At 55.8% G+C, this 15,722-nt stretch carries 14 protein-coding genes and 1 tRNA gene; 6 read left to right on the top strand and 9 right to left on the bottom strand.

The features are described 5' to 3' along the window. Positions 1 to 126: 126 nt before the first annotated feature. Together JOE62_RS10470 and JOE62_RS10475 are read right to left on the bottom strand one after the other, a co-directional pair. Positions 127 to 1,095: a DNA-formamidopyrimidine glycosylase family protein gene (locus tag JOE62_RS10470; protein WP_204722308.1), complete on the bottom strand. Its 969-nt coding sequence runs from the start codon at positions 1,093 to 1,095 to the stop codon at positions 127 to 129. A gap of 2 nt (positions 1,096 to 1,097) precedes the next feature. Further along, positions 1,098 to 1,571, bottom strand: a complete 474-nt coding sequence (locus JOE62_RS10475) for a ribose-5-phosphate isomerase (protein ID WP_038990807.1) — start codon at positions 1,569 to 1,571, stop codon at positions 1,098 to 1,100. A 289-nt stretch (positions 1,572 to 1,860) separates the two neighbouring features. Here JOE62_RS10475 and pepN point away from each other — a divergent pair, with 289 nt between their 5' ends. The 3 genes from pepN (at position 1,861) to JOE62_RS10490 (ending at position 5,503) form a co-directional block, all read left to right on the top strand. Beyond that, complete coding sequence (pepN, locus tag JOE62_RS10480) at positions 1,861 to 4,401, top strand: aminopeptidase N (RefSeq protein ID WP_204722309.1); 2,541 nt, start codon at positions 1,861 to 1,863, stop codon at positions 4,399 to 4,401. A 93-nt stretch (positions 4,402 to 4,494) separates the two neighbouring features. Further along, a complete protein-coding gene (locus JOE62_RS10485) occupies positions 4,495 to 4,962 on the top strand; it encodes an OsmC family protein (RefSeq protein ID WP_204722310.1) in 468 nt (155 codons plus the stop codon). Between the two features lie 22 nt (positions 4,963 to 4,984). Next, positions 4,985 to 5,503 (top strand): globin, encoded by a 519-nt coding sequence (locus JOE62_RS10490; protein WP_275587979.1) that lies wholly within the window; start codon positions 4,985 to 4,987, stop codon positions 5,501 to 5,503. Positions 5,504 to 5,559: 56 nt separating this feature from the next. Here the strand turns inward: JOE62_RS10490 and JOE62_RS10495 are convergent, their stop codons facing one another. After that, the gene (locus JOE62_RS10495; protein ID WP_476729781.1) at positions 5,560 to 6,219 is read right to left on the bottom strand and encodes a DUF8185 domain-containing protein; all 660 of its coding nucleotides are present in this window, start codon (positions 6,217 to 6,219) and stop codon (positions 5,560 to 5,562) included. Positions 6,220 to 6,393: 174 nt separating this feature from the next. Between JOE62_RS10495 and JOE62_RS10500 the strand changes: the two genes are divergently transcribed. Beyond that, positions 6,394 to 7,287, top strand: a complete 894-nt coding sequence (locus JOE62_RS10500) for an acyl-CoA thioesterase (protein WP_038990804.1) — start codon at positions 6,394 to 6,396, stop codon at positions 7,285 to 7,287. Between the two features lie 31 nt (positions 7,288 to 7,318). Here the strand turns inward: JOE62_RS10500 and JOE62_RS10505 are convergent, their stop codons facing one another. Beyond that, positions 7,319 to 9,055, bottom strand: a complete 1,737-nt coding sequence (locus tag JOE62_RS10505; protein WP_204722312.1) for an MOSC domain-containing protein — start codon at positions 9,053 to 9,055, stop codon at positions 7,319 to 7,321. A gap of 111 nt (positions 9,056 to 9,166) precedes the next feature. Beyond that, complete coding sequence (gene soxR / locus JOE62_RS10510) at positions 9,167 to 9,673, bottom strand: redox-sensitive transcriptional activator SoxR (RefSeq protein ID WP_204722313.1); 507 nt, start codon at positions 9,671 to 9,673, stop codon at positions 9,167 to 9,169. 133 nt (positions 9,674 to 9,806) lie between these two features. Here soxR and JOE62_RS10515 point away from each other — a divergent pair, with 133 nt between their 5' ends. Further along, a complete protein-coding gene (locus JOE62_RS10515) occupies positions 9,807 to 10,313 on the top strand; it encodes a flavin reductase family protein (RefSeq protein WP_073706114.1) in 507 nt (168 codons plus the stop codon). 68 nt (positions 10,314 to 10,381) lie between these two features. Here the strand turns inward: JOE62_RS10515 and ettA are convergent, their stop codons facing one another. From ettA to JOE62_RS10530, 3 genes are all read right to left on the bottom strand, one after another. After that, positions 10,382 to 12,064 carry an energy-dependent translational throttle protein EttA gene (gene ettA, locus JOE62_RS10520; protein WP_204722314.1) on the bottom strand — a complete coding sequence of 561 codons (1,683 nt, stop codon included), beginning with the start codon at positions 12,062 to 12,064 and terminating at the stop codon, positions 10,382 to 10,384. Positions 12,065 to 12,177: 113 nt separating this feature from the next. Continuing rightward, the gene (locus tag JOE62_RS10525; protein ID WP_204722315.1) at positions 12,178 to 12,627 is read right to left on the bottom strand and encodes a single-stranded DNA-binding protein; all 450 of its coding nucleotides are present in this window, start codon (positions 12,625 to 12,627) and stop codon (positions 12,178 to 12,180) included. A 90-nt stretch (positions 12,628 to 12,717) separates the two neighbouring features. After that, on the bottom strand, positions 12,718 to 13,560 hold the full coding sequence (locus tag JOE62_RS10530) for a CPBP family intramembrane glutamic endopeptidase (RefSeq protein WP_204722316.1): 843 nt from the start codon (positions 13,558 to 13,560) through the stop codon (positions 12,718 to 12,720). Positions 13,561 to 13,719: 159 nt separating this feature from the next. Here JOE62_RS10530 and JOE62_RS10535 point away from each other — a divergent pair. Beyond that, positions 13,720 to 13,793: transfer RNA gene (locus JOE62_RS10535), tRNA-Arg, on the top strand. Positions 13,794 to 13,887: 94 nt separating this feature from the next. On the opposite strand, the gene JOE62_RS10540 is transcribed toward JOE62_RS10535, so the two are convergent. Then, complete coding sequence (locus JOE62_RS10540) at positions 13,888 to 15,570, bottom strand: FAD-binding dehydrogenase (RefSeq protein WP_204722317.1); 1,683 nt, start codon at positions 15,568 to 15,570, stop codon at positions 13,888 to 13,890. Between the last annotated feature and the right edge of the window lie 152 nt (positions 15,571 to 15,722).

A 15,722-nucleotide genomic window follows, 5' to 3' on the forward strand; every position in this document is an offset into this window, starting at 1 on the left:
AAATCGAGGATTCCACGTCTCACTTGGGTCCTCTCCCCTAGCACCCGTACGAAGGACTGGCCGGCAAAACACGCCGATAAGTCGGAACGAAAAGAATTCCATCCGTCTCATCGTGGCACTCACCGACTAAGTCGAGTGTCGTTGACGAGGCCTCTTCTGACAGCGTGGGCACCAATACAACTTCCGAGCCGCGACTTCAGCCAGGGAAATCCGGGCCGAGCATTTACGGCACTGCATGCCTTGCCGTTGGTAAACGTAATACGCGTTGTCTGGCCAAATCACGCCCTGAGGGTCCCGGTCCTCGGGCAAGGTAGTAATGATCTTGCCATCGCGAACACCGTCTTCCATGACGGAGACGATGTCCCACCAAAGTTTCTTGGTTTTCTGAGCACTTAGCTCATTCGCTGGCAGCGCGGGAGAAATACGATTCCGGAATAATGCTTCGGCACGGTAAATGTTCCCAACGCCGGAGATGACGGACTGATTCATTAGCGCGACGCCGATGGGAGTCTTCGTCTTCAACAGATTGGCACGAAATTCTTTGTGCCCTGCTTCAAGCAATGTTTCGGAGTCCGCGATGTCCGCTTGGCCCTTGGCAGCTCTAAACCGAACCGCAGAACCAATCAATGGATCCGGCCCCAGCTTATTCAGGTGCGCTTGAACCCGGTCATGATCCAACACCTCGCACGCCGTCGGCCCACGCAAATCCGCCCAACCATGCTCGGAAACGATCCGTGCCCGTACTGCGCCAACCGGCGCAGGCGGCCCGTTGTACGATTCAGCGTCGGAAGTGGTGCCTGTTTCGATTTCGCCAATCTTCCGTGGCGCACCGATCGACGAGGCACCAATAAAGTGCTGATCGCCGCCGAAACTGAAGGCACCATAGAGTCCTAAATGCACGCGAAGATACAAATCGTTGGAAAAACGGCAGAACAGTTGCTTGCCTTTGGCAAAGGCGTGCTCTAGCTGGTGGCCATCGATTCGTTCCGCATCAGAACTGAAACGGCCTTGCGGGGACGAGACGAGAACCGTTTGCCCGCCAAAGACATCGTCGAATTGGCGGGCAAGGCGGTGAAGGGAATGTCCTTCCGGCACGACTACTCGATGACCTCGCCGGTAGTCTCGTATGCTGCGATCTTGCTGATGCGGCGTACATGGCGTTCAGCTTCGCTGAATGGCTCCGCAAGGAAGGCCTCGATAAGTTCTGCTGCTTCTTCCACCGAGTGCTGGCGCCCGCCCACAGCGATGACATTTGCATTGTTGTGTTCACGGGCGAGCTTGGCGGTGTCCAAGTTCCATGCCAGTGCAGCACGGATACCCTCGACCTTGTTAGCCGCAATCTGTTCGCCATTTCCCGATCCACCCAAAACGATGCCCAGCGCGTCCACGCCGGCACGCTGATCTTCGACGACCGCTAAGGCAGCGTTGATGCAGAACGCCGGGTAGTCATCCTCTGGGTCGTAAGACTTCGGCCCATGGTTGACCATTTCGTAGCCCTTGGCCGTCAGGTGCTTCACTAGGTAGTCGCTGAGCTCGAGTCCTGCATGGTCAGTGGCGATATGCACGCGCATAATCAATTGCCTCAATTACTTGGGAGGGGTCTTTTACTGTCCTATCTAGGATAGCGACCGCAGCACACACTCTCGCTACTTCGCAGCCTCACACCCTGGAGTATTAACCCAATAAGTCTTGCGCTCGTCCCAAAGCACGCAATTTATGGGAGTTATTGGAAAATTGAGTAAATTGTTCGGCCCAATGACTTGCGCAATGCCCCGTCGCAGGTGACACAATGGACAGATATTCAATATTCGTTTCACAACTTCCGCTGATGGATAACCATCACCAAGAATTGGAGAACCCATGCCAGGAATGAACCTCACTCGCGCGGAGGCCAGCGAACGCGCGAATCTGCTCAACGTTGACAGCTACGAGGTAAGCCTGGATCTCACTCAGGGTGAGCGCGTCTTTTCTTCGAAAACTATTGTTCGCTTCACCGCCACTGCCGGCGCGTCGACCTTCATTGATGCAGTCACCGATTCGGTACGCTCGATCAATCTCAACGGAGTAGAGCTGGACCCTGCCGAGCATTCCGATGGCATCCGCATTCACTTGCCGAACCTCGCTGCAGAAAACCTGCTGGTGATTGACGCAGACGCGCTGTACATGAACACCGGCGAGGGCCTGCATCGATTCGTTGACCCAGTGGACCAGGAAGTATACCTGTATACCCAGTTCGAGGTTGCGGACTGCCGGCGCATGTTTGCTGTCTTCGAACAACCCGATTTGAAAGCCACTTTCCAGTTCTCGGTAACCGCACCAAAATACTGGAACGTAGTCTCCAACGCACCTACTCCCGAGCCAATCGAAAACGGCGATTCCGCTACCTGGGACTTTGCGCCGACCCAGCGCATCTCCTGCTACATCACCGCCCTGATTGCTGGCCCCTACCAAGTGGCTCGCGATTCCTTGGTTTCCTCCAGCGGACGCACCGTTGAGCTCGGCGTCTTCGCCCGCGCATCAATGATGCAATACCTGGACGTAGAGAACATCGTGACCATCACCCGACAGGGCTTCGAGTTCTATGAGAAGAACTTCGGCACTCCGTACCCGTTTGAGAAGTACGACCAGCTTTTCGTGCCGGAGTTCAACGCCGGAGCCATGGAGAACGCGGGAGCGGTGACTTTCCTCGAAGAATACGTCTTCCGGTCCCGGCCCACCGGCGCCATGGTGGAACGCCGCGCAATCACCATCCTGCACGAACTGGCGCACATGTGGTTCGGGGACCTGGTCACCATGAAGTGGTGGAACGATCTGTGGCTGAACGAATCATTCGCCGAGTTCATGTCCACGCTGGCCGCAGCGCAGAACACCGAGTTCACCAGTGCCTGGACCACCTTCAACACCTTGGAGAAGAACTGGGCCTACCGCCAGGACCAGCTGCCATCCACCCATCCAATCGTCGCCCCGATCAATGATCTGGAAGACGTCGAGGTCAACTTCGACGGCATCACCTACGCCAAGGGCGCTAGCGTTCTGCGACAGCTGGTAGCTTTCGTGGGTCAGGAAGAATTCATGTCAGGCGTGCGCGAGTACTTCTCCAAGCATGCCTGGTCAAACACCGAGCTGCCAGACCTGCTCAAGGAATTGGAAGCAGCCAGCGGCCGAGATCTGAGCGGATGGGGCGCTCAATGGCTGGAAACTGCTGGAGTGAACACGCTCAAGGCGGAGATGGCTATCGATGAAGACGGCGCCATCTCTTCTTTCGCCATCCGCCAGTCCGCAGTGGCGGAGTATCCGACCCTGCGCCAGCATCGTCTAGCCGTAGGCTTCTACTCGCTGGGCGAGGCTGGCGTGCTGCAGCGAGTGCACCGCGAGGAACTTGATATCGATGGCGAACTCACCGAAGTTCCAGCGCTTATTGGCCGGCAACGTCCAGATTTGGTCCTGCTCAACGACGATGACCTGACGTATGCCAAGATTCGCTTGGATGAAGTTTCCTTGGCCACTGCCACAGAGCATCTGAAGGACTTCGAAGAGTCGCTGCCTCGGACCTTGGTCTGGTCTGCAGCCTGGGATTCTGTGCGAGATGCCGAAGCACCTGCGAGCACATACGTCCAGTTACTGCTAAACAACATTGGCCACGAAGTAGATTCCACCGTAATCATGGTGTTGCTGCGCCAGCTGAACACCTCACTGGACCTCTACGTCGCACCCTCGCACAGCGAAGAGCTTTCGGTTCAGGCTGCAGACCGTCTGTGGCAACTGGCTTCCGAGGCTGAAGCCGGTTCGGACGCACAGCTGCAGTTCGTAAAGGCCTTTGCCCACCGCTCGCGCACCACCGCGCAGCTGGACCAGGTCAATCGCCTGTTCGACGGCTCGGCAAGCTTGGCAGGCCTCGTAGTGGACACCGATTTGCGTTGGTCCTTGGCCATTGCGCTGAGTGCTGGCGGCTACATGAGCGATGCCGATCTCGACGCCGTTCTGGCCAACGACGATACTGCCAAGGGCAAGGCGTCGTGGTACACAGCGCGGGCTTCCCGACCGACTGCTGAATCGAAAGCAGAGGCATTCGCGGCTGCAACCGCAGCCACCCTGTCCAATGATCAGCAAAGCGCAGTTATTACCGGTTTCAACAACGTGCACGACAACACGCTGATCGCCGGCTACTCGGAGAAGTACTTCGGGTTGCTCGTCAACGCCTGGGAATCCTACTCCCACGAGATGGCCAAGCAGATCGTGCTGGGCTTCTACCCTAGCTCCAACGTTTCCGAGGAAACCTTGAAGCAGACAGATGAATTCCTTGAGCACTTGGGCTCCAAGCACGCCGCGATGCGCCGTTTGCTGGTGGAGTCGCGTGCCGACGTTGTCCGCGCGCTAGCCGCACGCAAAACCGATGCGTAGGTTCTAGGAATCTAGGGTCGTTCAAGGGGTGGCTTCTTCCGCTCAATGCGGAAGTAGCCACCACCTTGTGGTTAAAAGTGGGAGAATGGGTTCATGGACCTCTCGCAACATGAATACCAGGTGGGCCTTGAATGGACCGGCAATCGTGGAACCGGAACCGAAAGCTATCGAAGCTACGGCCGGGACCATGTATTGCGTGTTTCGGGGTTGCCAGAATTGCCAGGCACCGCGGATCCAACCTTCCACGGGGATCGCGATCGCTGGAATCCAGAACAGCTTTTGCTAGCTGCACTGAGCCAATGCCACATGCTCTCGTACCTCCATGTAGCAGTCACCCATGGCGTGAATGTCACCGCTTACACGGATGATGCCTACGGAACGTTGCGCCTTAACCGGGATAACAGCGGTGAGTTCACCCAGGTCATGCTGCGGCCCACAGTCCATCTTGCCGATGAATCCCAGCGCGAGCTTGCCGATTCGCTCCACGCCCAAGCAAACAAGGTTTGCTTCATCGCCCGGTCTGTCAACTTCCCGGTTCTCCACGAGCCGGTTGCCCCCTAGCGCCTTCTGAGGAAAATTACGAATGACTGAAAACCAGCCCACAGCCTCCGACCGCAAGAAGGATCCCTTCAGCAATCCGTTGGTTCTAGGCCGCTCCAGCCAAGAGTTCTTGGATGCTGCAGAGGCACCGATTGATGTTGCCGACTTCCCGGGAACCTTTTATGCAGAAATCGGTGGCCGTGAGGTATTCGCACAGTTAACGAAGAATTTCTATAGTTCAGTTGCCGAAGATGCAGACTTCCGGCGGATGTATCCGGAAAAGGAACTTCATGCTGCACAGGTTCGACTCCAGCTGTTTCTGGAACAATACTGGGGCGGTCCAACGACATTCTCCGAGCATCGTGGTCACCCGAGACTGCGCATGCGTCATGCCAACTACCCGGTGAACAGCCACTATCGTGACGTGTGGCTGGGCCACATGAACAAGGCTATCGACCAACTCGAGCTGCCGATGCTGCAAGCAGATACTTTGCGCGATTATTTTGAGCGCGCAGCCCACTCGCTGCTGAACACTCCGGACGGACACCAGAGCCTGCTCTAGAAAGTATGGACTAGAACCGCCAATAGGCGAATTCTAGTCCATTTCTCTAATTCGGCTTAGCCGAGCAGTGAAGCCTTGCGCACCAGGACGTGCCCTCGTTCGTTGCTCAGTCGAGTCCAGCTGCCGTTGCGAAGTACTCGGCACTGTCCGCCAGGAATCAAGAATCCCAGCGCATGCATGGCAAATGCAGCGCCCATCGGCAGTTCCATTCCCACGTCCGGCACCTGTGTCGACCAGATTCGCTGGCGCACCTGCACTAGCACCGGCAATCCAGGGTTTTCGGGCAACGCCTGGGCCACGGCGTCGATGCCGCTTTGAGCTGAGGACGACAATGTGTCGTTCGCTACGGCCCCAGCGTCTTCCCAACCGGAAACGGGAACTGAGATCCCGGCCCATTTTGGATTCTCTTCAACCGGCGGGAGGGAGAATTCAACGGACGTCTCCCCCATGCGGGCAAGGCGATCTTGAATGGAAGCCAGAGAGTAACTGGCATTGACTTCCGCAGGCTGGGCCAGGCGATGCACGCGCATCCCGAGAATGGTGTAACCACCCTGCCCTAGATCAGCAGGGACAAGAATCGGTACATAGACTGCTAAAGCCGTCTTTCGGGCGACGAATTGGGCCGCGCCATCCTCAATCGTTTTCGCGCGGCTAATAAAGTTCGCTAAGTCGCTTACTGAATTGCTGTCGTCGAAATTCACTGCATCACTCGCCATACATTCATAATCTCACGTAGCCACAGCGATGTGCGGCGAGTTTGCTCATGGCGTGATATCGACCGAGGATACGTATAGTTTTCCTATGAGACCGAATTTCCATGAGAAATTGTTACTTTCAAGTAACATTGACCCTGGTTCAGTTCCATTAGCGCATGACGAGGAGCCCGCACAGTGACCGAAGACTTAGGCACCACCCAGATCCTGCTGGATCTATTGAACCTGGATGGAGAAGACCAGGCGCGCACAGATGAGGATATCTTCATCGGTCATACCCCTGCTCAGAATCGACCCCGCGTTTTCGGAGGACAGGTTCTAGCCCAGTCCATAATCGCTGCCACGCGCACCATCGAGCCGACCCGTGCCATCCATTCCCTGCACGGATACTTCTTGCGCCCGGGAGACCCGAACCAGACCATTACCTTCGGCGTACAGCGCTTGCGCGATGGCCGCTCATTCTCCGCTCGCAGAGTGCACGCTTACCAAAACGGCGAACCGATCTTGTCGATGATCACCTCGTTCCAAGAGCCTGCCATCGGCTTGGAGCATCATGATCCGATGCCCATCGATGTCCCAGAGCCGGAGTCGCTTCCGACGACAGCGGATCTCGTGGGCCACTTTGACCACCCGGTAGCCAAGGAATGGGCATTCGAACGGCCCTTCGACGTACGTCATGTTTCCGAACCGATTTATCTACCTGGCAATTCGAGCAAGATCGCCGATAGCGCGGTCTGGCTCCGCACTACGTCGGCAATGCCAGATGACTTGTCGCTTCACCGCGCAGCGTTGGCGTACGCCAGCGACTACATGTTGCTTGAACCCGCTCTGAGAGCCCATGGTGTGCCGTGGGTTCATCGCGGGTTGAGCATCGCCAGCCTCGACCACGCGATGTGGTGGCATCGAGATTTCCGTGTTGATGAATGGCTACTCTACGTACTTCATTCACCATCGGCGTCTTCAGCCCGTGGGCTTGGAACTGGAAAGTTCTACAACAAAGCCGGCGAGCTGGTCGCTACCGTCGCCCAAGAAGGCATGATTCGCCTGCCCGAGTTCTCGGACGGACACTAGTTACTTATCTGAAGCGCAGCGCCCGTGCAGTTCATGCTCCTAATTCAATGTCGCCCGCTGGCACAGCCATGCAGGTGAGGATCTGGTCTTGTTCCACGCGGGCGCTAGGCTCTAACGGGTACGAGACTCTGCCCTTCAGAAGCTTCACAGCGCATTCGCCGCACGAGCCCGAACGGCAAAGGCTTGCAGGATCAACGCCTTGCTCTTCGAGCGCTTCGAGCAATACGCCGTCTTTGGCACTCCAAGTGAAGGACTTTCGGCTGTCACGACAAGTGACCTCCGCGGATGGATAATCCTCGAATAGCCTGTCCAGGTCAGTAGTGGGCGAGGCGAAGATTTCACGGTGAATCTGCGAAGCAGGAATTCCCGCTCGTTCGCATGCCTCAAAAACCATACTGGTGAATTTTTCCGGTCCGCACACCACTACGCTGTCACAACCCTGTAGATGCGGCGATATCTCAGCAGGCCCGGGCCTGCCCTCAGTTGTGTCGATTCGGTTCAGGCAGATTGACGATTTCAGTTCAGAAGCCATCTGCTCCAAACGGGAGTACAGAGCACTTGCTCTTCCGCGTTCAACATGAATGATCCGCAACTTACGGCTGTCATTGGCCGTGGCCGCATCGCCGAGCAACCCCAAAGCAGGGGTAATGCCAATACCTGCGCTGACAATCGCGGTGCAGGTACCCAAGACCTTGGTCGAGGTCAAGACCCCGTAGGGCCCCGAAACGAGAACCTGCTCTCCCTTATTCAACTGTGCAATCTTGGTTGAGGCTTCGCCCTGGACACGCACATCGATACCGATCCTCGGGCCAGCCACGGATGTAATGGTGTAATTTCTCCACAGAGGATCCGGCAGGTGAACCCTCAAGTGCATCCCCGCTTGATAGTGCTCGCCAATCCATCCGAAGGGATCTTCTAGAAGGAGTTCGAACACTCCAGCACCCAAATCCTGTTTCCGCGATACGGTCATGAACCGTGGCGAAACCTTGGATGGCACGAGTTCCTCAGCTCCAGATGAATCGTCTTCTATTTGAATCTCAGCGCCGACCTCCAAGACCCCCGATTCCAAGACAGTTCCGTAAATGCCACAGTGGATATGGCCGAAGTAAGTCGCCAGCAAACGTGGTCCATTCGTATCCACTTCGGTCGACACCGGATTTACAGATGTCGCTGAGCAACGAGCGATCGACTTGGTGATAGCAATACGGACATCACCAATGCGCAGCACTTTTCCGATCAGCTCGTACTCGGCGTAGGCTGGCAACCCCTCAATCAACAGGTTCCCGCGGTACCGGCGCGGATCCATGTGCACACCTGATACTCTCGATAGTTCCGCAACCGTATTCGGGTTAATGATCGAAATGCCAGACAGGCGGGAATCGAACATTCCTTGCGGGGCAGACACAAATTTTCGCGGAATAGGTCCCTGTGGTGGCAAGTATTTCGAAAGGTACGCACGAGCGGCATCCATGTCAGCTTGGTTGTTAACGTTAAAGCTGAGAGGCGCCGCACCGGTCGAAGCAGGGGCTGTCATGGAGATCAGTGGAGGCTGCGAATGGACCCGCCACTTTTGCAAGCTCTTGTTGTTCTTTAGGATCGTGAAGCTAAGGCAGCTCTCCCACTGGTCATCGCGATGCATGACGGTGCCATTGCCAAAGGCAACACGACGGTCGCCTTCCAGACCGCTTCCTTTACTTACGGCTGCCGAGTCAATTTTTTCGCCCGGCAATCCCTTAATAGGGAAACGGAATATTTGAGCAATCCTCATGGTGGCATTCTAGCCAGACCTGGGTTCTTTGCGGGAATTCGGAACGGGCCGCATCGCAGTCAACTCCGCATTCATGGAACTTTCGAGCCAGCTTCTAAGAATGGCCTGCTGCTATTCCGGTTCGTTCGCAACAGCTCCAGGAGTATCCAATCGCCGCGCTCCCGCGCCCTCATGCGCTAATTGGTCTTCCGGATTCAGCAGGCTGCAGGCCTGCATCGATAGGCAGCCGCATCCGATGCACCCCATAAGCCGATCTTCTAGCTCCTCAATTGCACGTCGCCGCGCTTCGAGAACTTTCTTCCACTCTTCAGTTGCCCGCAACCAATCGTTTTCTGTAGGGATTTTCCCCATAGGCACTGGTGCCAAGGCACGTTTGATGTCGCTGAGTGGAATACCTAATTTGCTGCCCACAGTGATCAAAGAGATCCGCCGCAACAGGTGGCGGGGAAAGCGTCGCTGATTTCCAGCCGTTCGTGTAGCCGCGATCAAGCCAATTTCTTCGTAGTAGTGCAGAGCGGACCTGGCCACGCCAGTGCGGTCACTGACTTGACCGATACTGAGCAGCTCTTGCCCGGGATATTCATTTGCACAATCGCCATGTTCCGCTGTGTGAAGCATCACCTGCCCCTTTCTTGACCTCAAGTTTACTTGAGGTCTTAGGGTAGAGGTATTCAAAGTTGTTGGCAAAGGCTCGGGCTTTTGCATCAGTTACTGGGGTTGGCACTCTAACTTCAGGCAAAGGAGCTACTTAGTGAGCGAATTATCAAGTGACTTCCGCACAGCCTTCCGTCACCACCCGGCTGGAGTAGCACTAATAACAGCAACCATCGACCAGGCATATTACGGCTTAACGATCTCTTCTCTGGCGTCGCTGTCAATCGATCCAGTTGCCGTTTCGTTTTCGCTGGCCAAAGAATCAGGAGCCGCCGGCGCCGTACTTGCTGCACAAAGCTTCGTCATCCACTTACTTGGAGAAGACCAGCAAGAGTTGGCTGGCAACTTTGCCCAGCCCGGTGCCCCGCGATTCACGCGTGACCAAAACTTCCGGATCCTCCCGACCGGTGAACCGCACTTTATTGAAGCACCGGTTGCCTTTCGGGCCAGCATTCACTCTTCGATCAGCATTGGAGGTTCCCGACTGATCGCGGCTGAAGTCCACGAAGTCCTCCACGGTCAACGGCTGCAGCAACACTTGGTCTACCAGGATCGAGAGTATCTGAAGCTCTCCGAATTGCGTGCTGCATCCGCATCGAATTAACAGATGCGGGCCACACAGGGCATAAAATTAGCCGCCACATTCGTGGCGGCTAATTTTATGCCCTGCTATTAATCACGGGTCAGGCGGCGATGGGTGACGCGGTGTGGCTTGGCTGCATCGACGCCCAGTCGTTCAACCTTGTTGCTCTCGTAGGAGTCAAAGTTGCCTTCGAACCAGTACCAGTTCGCCGGATCTTCCTCAGTGCCCTCGTAGGCCAGGATGTGGGTCGCGACTCGGTCCAGGAACCAACGATCGTGCGAGACCACGACAGCGCAGCCCGGGAACTCGAGCAATGCGTTTTCCAACGACGAAAGAGTTTCGACATCCAAGTCGTTAGTAGGCTCATCGAGCAGCAACAGATTGCCGCCCTGCTTGAGTGTCAAGGCCAGGTTGAGGCGGTTGCGCTCACCGCCGGAGAGCACACCTGCCTTCTTCTGCTGGTCTGGACCCTTAAAGCCGAAGGCCGAAACGTAGGCACGCGACGGCATTTCAACCTGTCCGACGTTGATGTAGTCAAGACCGTCCGAGACTACTTCCCACAACGACTTCTCAGGGTCAATATTCTCGCGGTTCTGGTCGACGTAGGAGATCTTGACGGTGTCGCCGATCTTGAGCGTTCCGCCGTCAAGCTCTTCAAGTCCAACAATGGTCTTGAACAGAGTCGACTTGCCAACACCGTTAGGACCGATGACACCAACGATGCCGTTACGTGGAAGAGAGAACGACAGGCCATCGATCAGCACACGATCGCCGAAGCCCTTCTTCAAGTTCTCGGCCTCGATGACTACCTGGCCAAGACGCGGGCCTGGTGGGATCTGAATTTCCTCGAAGTCCAGCTTGCGGGTGCGCTCGGCCTCCGCTGCCATTTCTTCGTATCGTGCCAAACGGGCCTTGGACTTGGTCTGCCGGCCCTTGGCATTCGAACGAACCCATTCAAGTTCTTCTGCCAGGCGCTTAGCAAGCTTCTGGTCCTTCTTGCCCTGTACTTCCATGCGTTCGCGCTTCTTCTCCAGGTAAGTGGAGTAGTTGCCCTCGTATGGGTGCAGGCGACCACGATCAACTTCACAGATCCATTCGGCGACATGGTCCAGGAAGTAGCGGTCGTGGGTTACGGCCAATACGGCACCTGGGTACGATGCCAGGTGCTGTTCCAGCCACAGGACGGACTCGGCATCCAAGTGGTTAGTGGGCTCATCGAGCAGCAGCAGATCCGGCTTCTGCAGCAGAAGCTTGCACAATGCTACGCGTCGACGTTCACCACCGGAGAGATGGGTGACTTTCTCGTCGCCCGGTGGGCAGCGTAGGGCGTCCATTGCCTGCTCTAGCTGGTTGTCGATGTCCCATGCGTCGGCTGCGTCGATCGCTTCCTGCAGCTTCCCCATCTCTTCCAGGAGCGCGTCGAAATCGGCGCCTTCCTGAGCCATCTCTTCAGAGATCTCGTTGAATCGGGTGATCTTTTCGTAGATTTCTCCGACGCCTTCCTGGACGTTGCCCAGAACGGTCTTTTCTTCATTTAGTGGTGGTTCCTGCAGGAGGATGCCTACCGAGTAGCCGGGTGAAAGACGTGCTTCACCGTTCGACGGGGTATCGAGTCCCGCCATGATCTTCAGGATCGTTGACTTACCAGCGCCGTTTGGGCCCACGACACCAATTTTGGCACCGGGGAAGAACGACATGCTGACATTGTCAAGGATGACTTTGTCACCAACGGCCTTGCGGGCCTTGGTCATCGTGTAAATGAATTCCGCCATACCTTTAAGGCTAGTCGGTTACCGTGGTCATTTCCGAATCCACACACCACTATTTTGAGTTGGTGGTGCCCGGATTCACACGAAACCATCGAACACCACCAAAGCGTGCTCGTTCAGGCTGCTTCCCCATCATCGTTTTGCCAGCTTCCTTCGGTGTCCGCCGAGCGTGATGGATGCTGAACTCGATCGATTTCGCCGGTGTATGCCCGCACTCGGCTGAATGAACTGGTCCCGAAACGAAGATCGTGACCAATTGAATACGCTTCGATGTCTGCGCTGATTCCGCGAGTTCCATCGGCGCGTTCAAAGTCCCGGATCTGGAGTTTTCCAAAGATCATAACGTGGTCGCCTTGCGCTAACGATTCCATGGAGTTCTCCCCCAGTCCGCGGAAGGCCGAGACGGCATACCAATTGGTCGGCCCCTCAGCCCACTGCCCGGTTTCAAGGTCGCGTTTACGCTCATGTGTAGCTACGCGGAATTTCAGGATTGAAACACCCTTCGGCGTAATGCTTAGTTGAGGCTCCGTTCCAACAATGCCTCGGATTGTCACAAGGTCACTCATGAACCTATCTCCTTCTTGACCCGAATGCCAGAAACTTTTTCTGCCATTGAATCTGATGGTGGCCCACTAAAAGTGACGATGGTATTGGAATCAGCGGAGTGGGGATAAGTTCTTTGTTCTTTGCTGTTTGAAAGCCCCGAACGGAATCATTACTGCTATGACCAGACCTGGGAGTATCCAGCCGGACCACCCTAAAATAGATCCCTTTGTTGCATCCAGTGGTACTCCCAGCACCATGAATAGCGAGACGAGTCCGGCGCTCGCATTGAATGCGCCGTGTGCTAAGGCCGTTGGCCACACGGAATCGCTGTAAGTTCGCAACCAACCAAGGAATGCACCAAATACGATGCACATGCCGCACATGGCCAGGACACCCCATGGCCCCGTCGCCATCGGATAGTTGTACCCCAACAGAACCAGTGGCGCATGCCAAGCGCCCCAGATAGCGCCGGATATCAAGATGGCAGGGAGCTGTCCGTACGATTGCAACCGAACCCAAAGCCAACCACGCCACCCGATCTCCTCGCCTAAGGCGAACAGCGTGTTGAAGAGACTGGCGATAACTATCACCCCGGCTTGCCCTAGGAGGTACTTGGCTGGTCCGGCCTCGCCGGAAACGAAGTGCAGAACTGTAAAGCTCTCCAGATCCCCGGGGAATACGCCTAGCCACGTTCCGACGAGCGGCGCCTGGAGAATGAGAGCTAGCGGAATCATGTAAGACAGCACCAGAGCAATTAGGAACTTTCCAGGTCGCTTGACAGGCCACAGCCCTACATCCGCGGGGAAGCTCTTCACCCGTCGCTCTGCAATTGCGATCATTAGAGCAGCTACTGTCGGGGTAAACATCATGGCCGTGGCGATGCCCGGCAACCTGGCATCGTTAATGCCATCTCCTCGCCAAAGTGGAAGTGCAACCGCCCAGGCCAGCGCCATGCTTAGTACACAGAAGCAAACGATGCTCAAAATGCCACCGATTCTCAATTTCGGCAACTTAACTACCCCAGATCAGATGATGATGCGCGTACATCTCACCAGCCTAACGGCCTTAAGTCGTATTTTTGGGGAACAATGAGCTAAACTATTTTCGGTTATGCCTCCGTAGCTCAGCTGGATAGAGCAAGAGCCTTCTAATCTCTAGGTCGCGCGTTCGAGTCGCGCCGGGGGCACGGTCAAGAAACCGCCGTTCACTTGGTCAAACAAGTGAACTGCGGTTTCTTTTTGTTTACTCGGAAACAGGTTTTTGACCATAGTTTCCATTCCTTATTGCAGCGCTCCTACCAGTGCTCGACCTACTTGACGTCCACTGAACAAACACCCTCCCAAAAAAGTGCCCTCGAGCGCGTTATATCCATGCATCCCACCCCCACCGAACCCAGAGGCTTCACCGGCTGCATAGAGTCCGCCAAAAATGCTTCCATCTTCCTTGAGAACCCTTCCGGAAAGGTCCGTCTGCAATCCCCCTAGGGATTTTCGCGTCAGAATATGCAACTTCACTGCAATTAACGGCCCAGCAGCAGGATCAAGAATCCTGTGAGGAGCTACCGCCCGGGTGAGACGGTCGCCAATGTACTTGCGCGCATTGCGGATCGACTGAATTTGCTGATCCTTGCTGAATGGGTTCTCAATTTGTGAATCCCGAACAAGCAAATGCTGGCGGAGACGCTCCGGCTCAACAAATGCTTGTGGCGCTATGGAATTCATCTTCGTAGCAAGTTCTTCCACGGTAGTAGCCGAAACGAAGTCAGCGCCTTTGTCCAAGAAGTCTCGAACCGGCGCCGGCGCCCCTTTGCCGAAGATCCGGTCTTTCACAACCCCGGCCTTGTCCCGATTAGTCAGGTCCGGATTCTGTTCCGAGCCGGACAGAGCGAATTCTTTCTCAACTATTCGCTGGTTCAGCACGAACCATGAGTAGTCGTACTTTCGCGCAATTGGATCCGTTCGAAGATACTTCAGCGTGCCCAGGGTGTCATGCCCCGGAAGACATGGCGCTTTGAGCCGGTTTCCCTCTGCGTCGAACCACATGGAACTGGGACCAGGCAGGATTCGTATTCCGTGTGACGGCCAAATCGAGTTCCAATTCTGAATTCCCTCGGTGTAATGCCACATTCGATCGCTATTGGCCCAACGTGCACCAGATGCCTGCGCTAGCTCGATGCCGCTTCCATCAACGTATTCCGGAACCCCGGTGATCATGTGTTCTGGTGCATCGCCAAGCCTAGTGGGCCAGAATTTTCGCACCAGGTCGTGGTTCCCACCAATTCCACCAGTCGCAACGACCACTGCCTCAGCCGAAAATTCGAATTGGCCCAGGACGGTTCTGGTGGAACCCTGTCCCCGCTGAGCGTCATCTGGCGACAGGACCTCGCCACGAACACCGGTGACCGAGCGGCCAGTAGTCACCAGCTCGGTGACTCGATGGCGATTGAGCAATTGAACTTGCCCCATGCGCAGTCCTTCGCGGATCCTGTCGGCGAATGGTTCTGATACGCCAGTCCCGGTTCCCCACGCGATGTGAAATCGCGGTACCGAATTCCCATGGCCCTCGGCACGACCGTCGCCGCGCTCAGCCCAGCCCACTACTGGTGTCAGATCAATACCTTTTCGCTTGATCCAAGATCGCTTTTCAGTGGCCGCGAACTCGACGTAAGCTTTCGCCCACCGGTGCGCCCACACATCCTCATTTCCCAGGCGGTCGAATTGAGCGCTATTTTGCCAATCCGACCACGCAAGATCAAATGAATCGCGGACACCTAAACGACGTTGTTCCGGGGTGTCAACCAAAAACAATCCACCGAAAGACCAGTAGGCCTGGCCGCCAAGATTCGCCGAGTTTTCCTGATCTAGGATCCGAACTTTTAGACCGGCATCAAGTGCTTCGGCTGCAACCACCAATCCAGCTAGCCCCGCACCGATTATCAGTACACTGCCAAATTCTGACCCCATCGGATTATTGCCACCTCGGATGGTATGTAGTGAACGATTATTTACTTAGAGCCTACTTGCTGGTGAGCAAAGTCACCATGGCTATACGCTCCGTCCCCATGCACCTGACTGGCGCAGATTGCTTCCCGAGAACCAATTCCTTTGCCCTGTGC

Source organism: Glutamicibacter nicotianae (assembly GCF_016907615.1).
Lineage (GTDB): Bacteria > Actinomycetota > Actinomycetes > Actinomycetales > Micrococcaceae > Glutamicibacter > Glutamicibacter nicotianae.

Bases quoted from the DNA above. Each gene is read 5' to 3' on its own strand.
- JOE62_RS10475 (WP_038990807.1), bottom strand. From the start codon at position 1,571: ATGCGCGTGCATATCGCCACTGACCATGCAGGACTCGAGCTCAGCGAC.
- pepN (WP_204722309.1), top strand. From the start codon at position 1,861: ATGCCAGGAATGAACCTCACTCGCGCGGAGGCCAGCGAACGCGCGAAT.
- JOE62_RS10485 (WP_204722310.1), top strand. From the start codon at position 4,495: ATGGACCTCTCGCAACATGAATACCAGGTGGGCCTTGAATGGACCGGC.
- JOE62_RS10490 (WP_275587979.1), top strand. From the start codon at position 4,985: ATGACTGAAAACCAGCCCACAGCCTCCGACCGCAAGAAGGATCCCTTC.
- JOE62_RS10495 (WP_476729781.1), bottom strand. From the start codon at position 6,219: ATGGCGAGTGATGCAGTGAATTTCGACGACAGCAATTCAGTAAGCGAC.
- JOE62_RS10505 (WP_204722312.1), bottom strand. From the start codon at position 9,055: ATGAGGATTGCTCAAATATTCCGTTTCCCTATTAAGGGATTGCCGGGC.
- soxR (WP_204722313.1), bottom strand. From the start codon at position 9,673: ATGCTTCACACAGCGGAACATGGCGATTGTGCAAATGAATATCCCGGG.
- ettA (WP_204722314.1), bottom strand. From the start codon at position 12,064: ATGGCGGAATTCATTTACACGATGACCAAGGCCCGCAAGGCCGTTGGT.
- JOE62_RS10525 (WP_204722315.1), bottom strand. From the start codon at position 12,627: ATGAGTGACCTTGTGACAATCCGAGGCATTGTTGGAACGGAGCCTCAA.
- JOE62_RS10530 (WP_204722316.1), bottom strand. From the start codon at position 13,560: ATGGCGCTGGCCTGGGCGGTTGCACTTCCACTTTGGCGAGGAGATGGC.
- JOE62_RS10540 (WP_204722317.1), bottom strand. From the start codon at position 15,570: ATGGGGTCAGAATTTGGCAGTGTACTGATAATCGGTGCGGGGCTAGCT.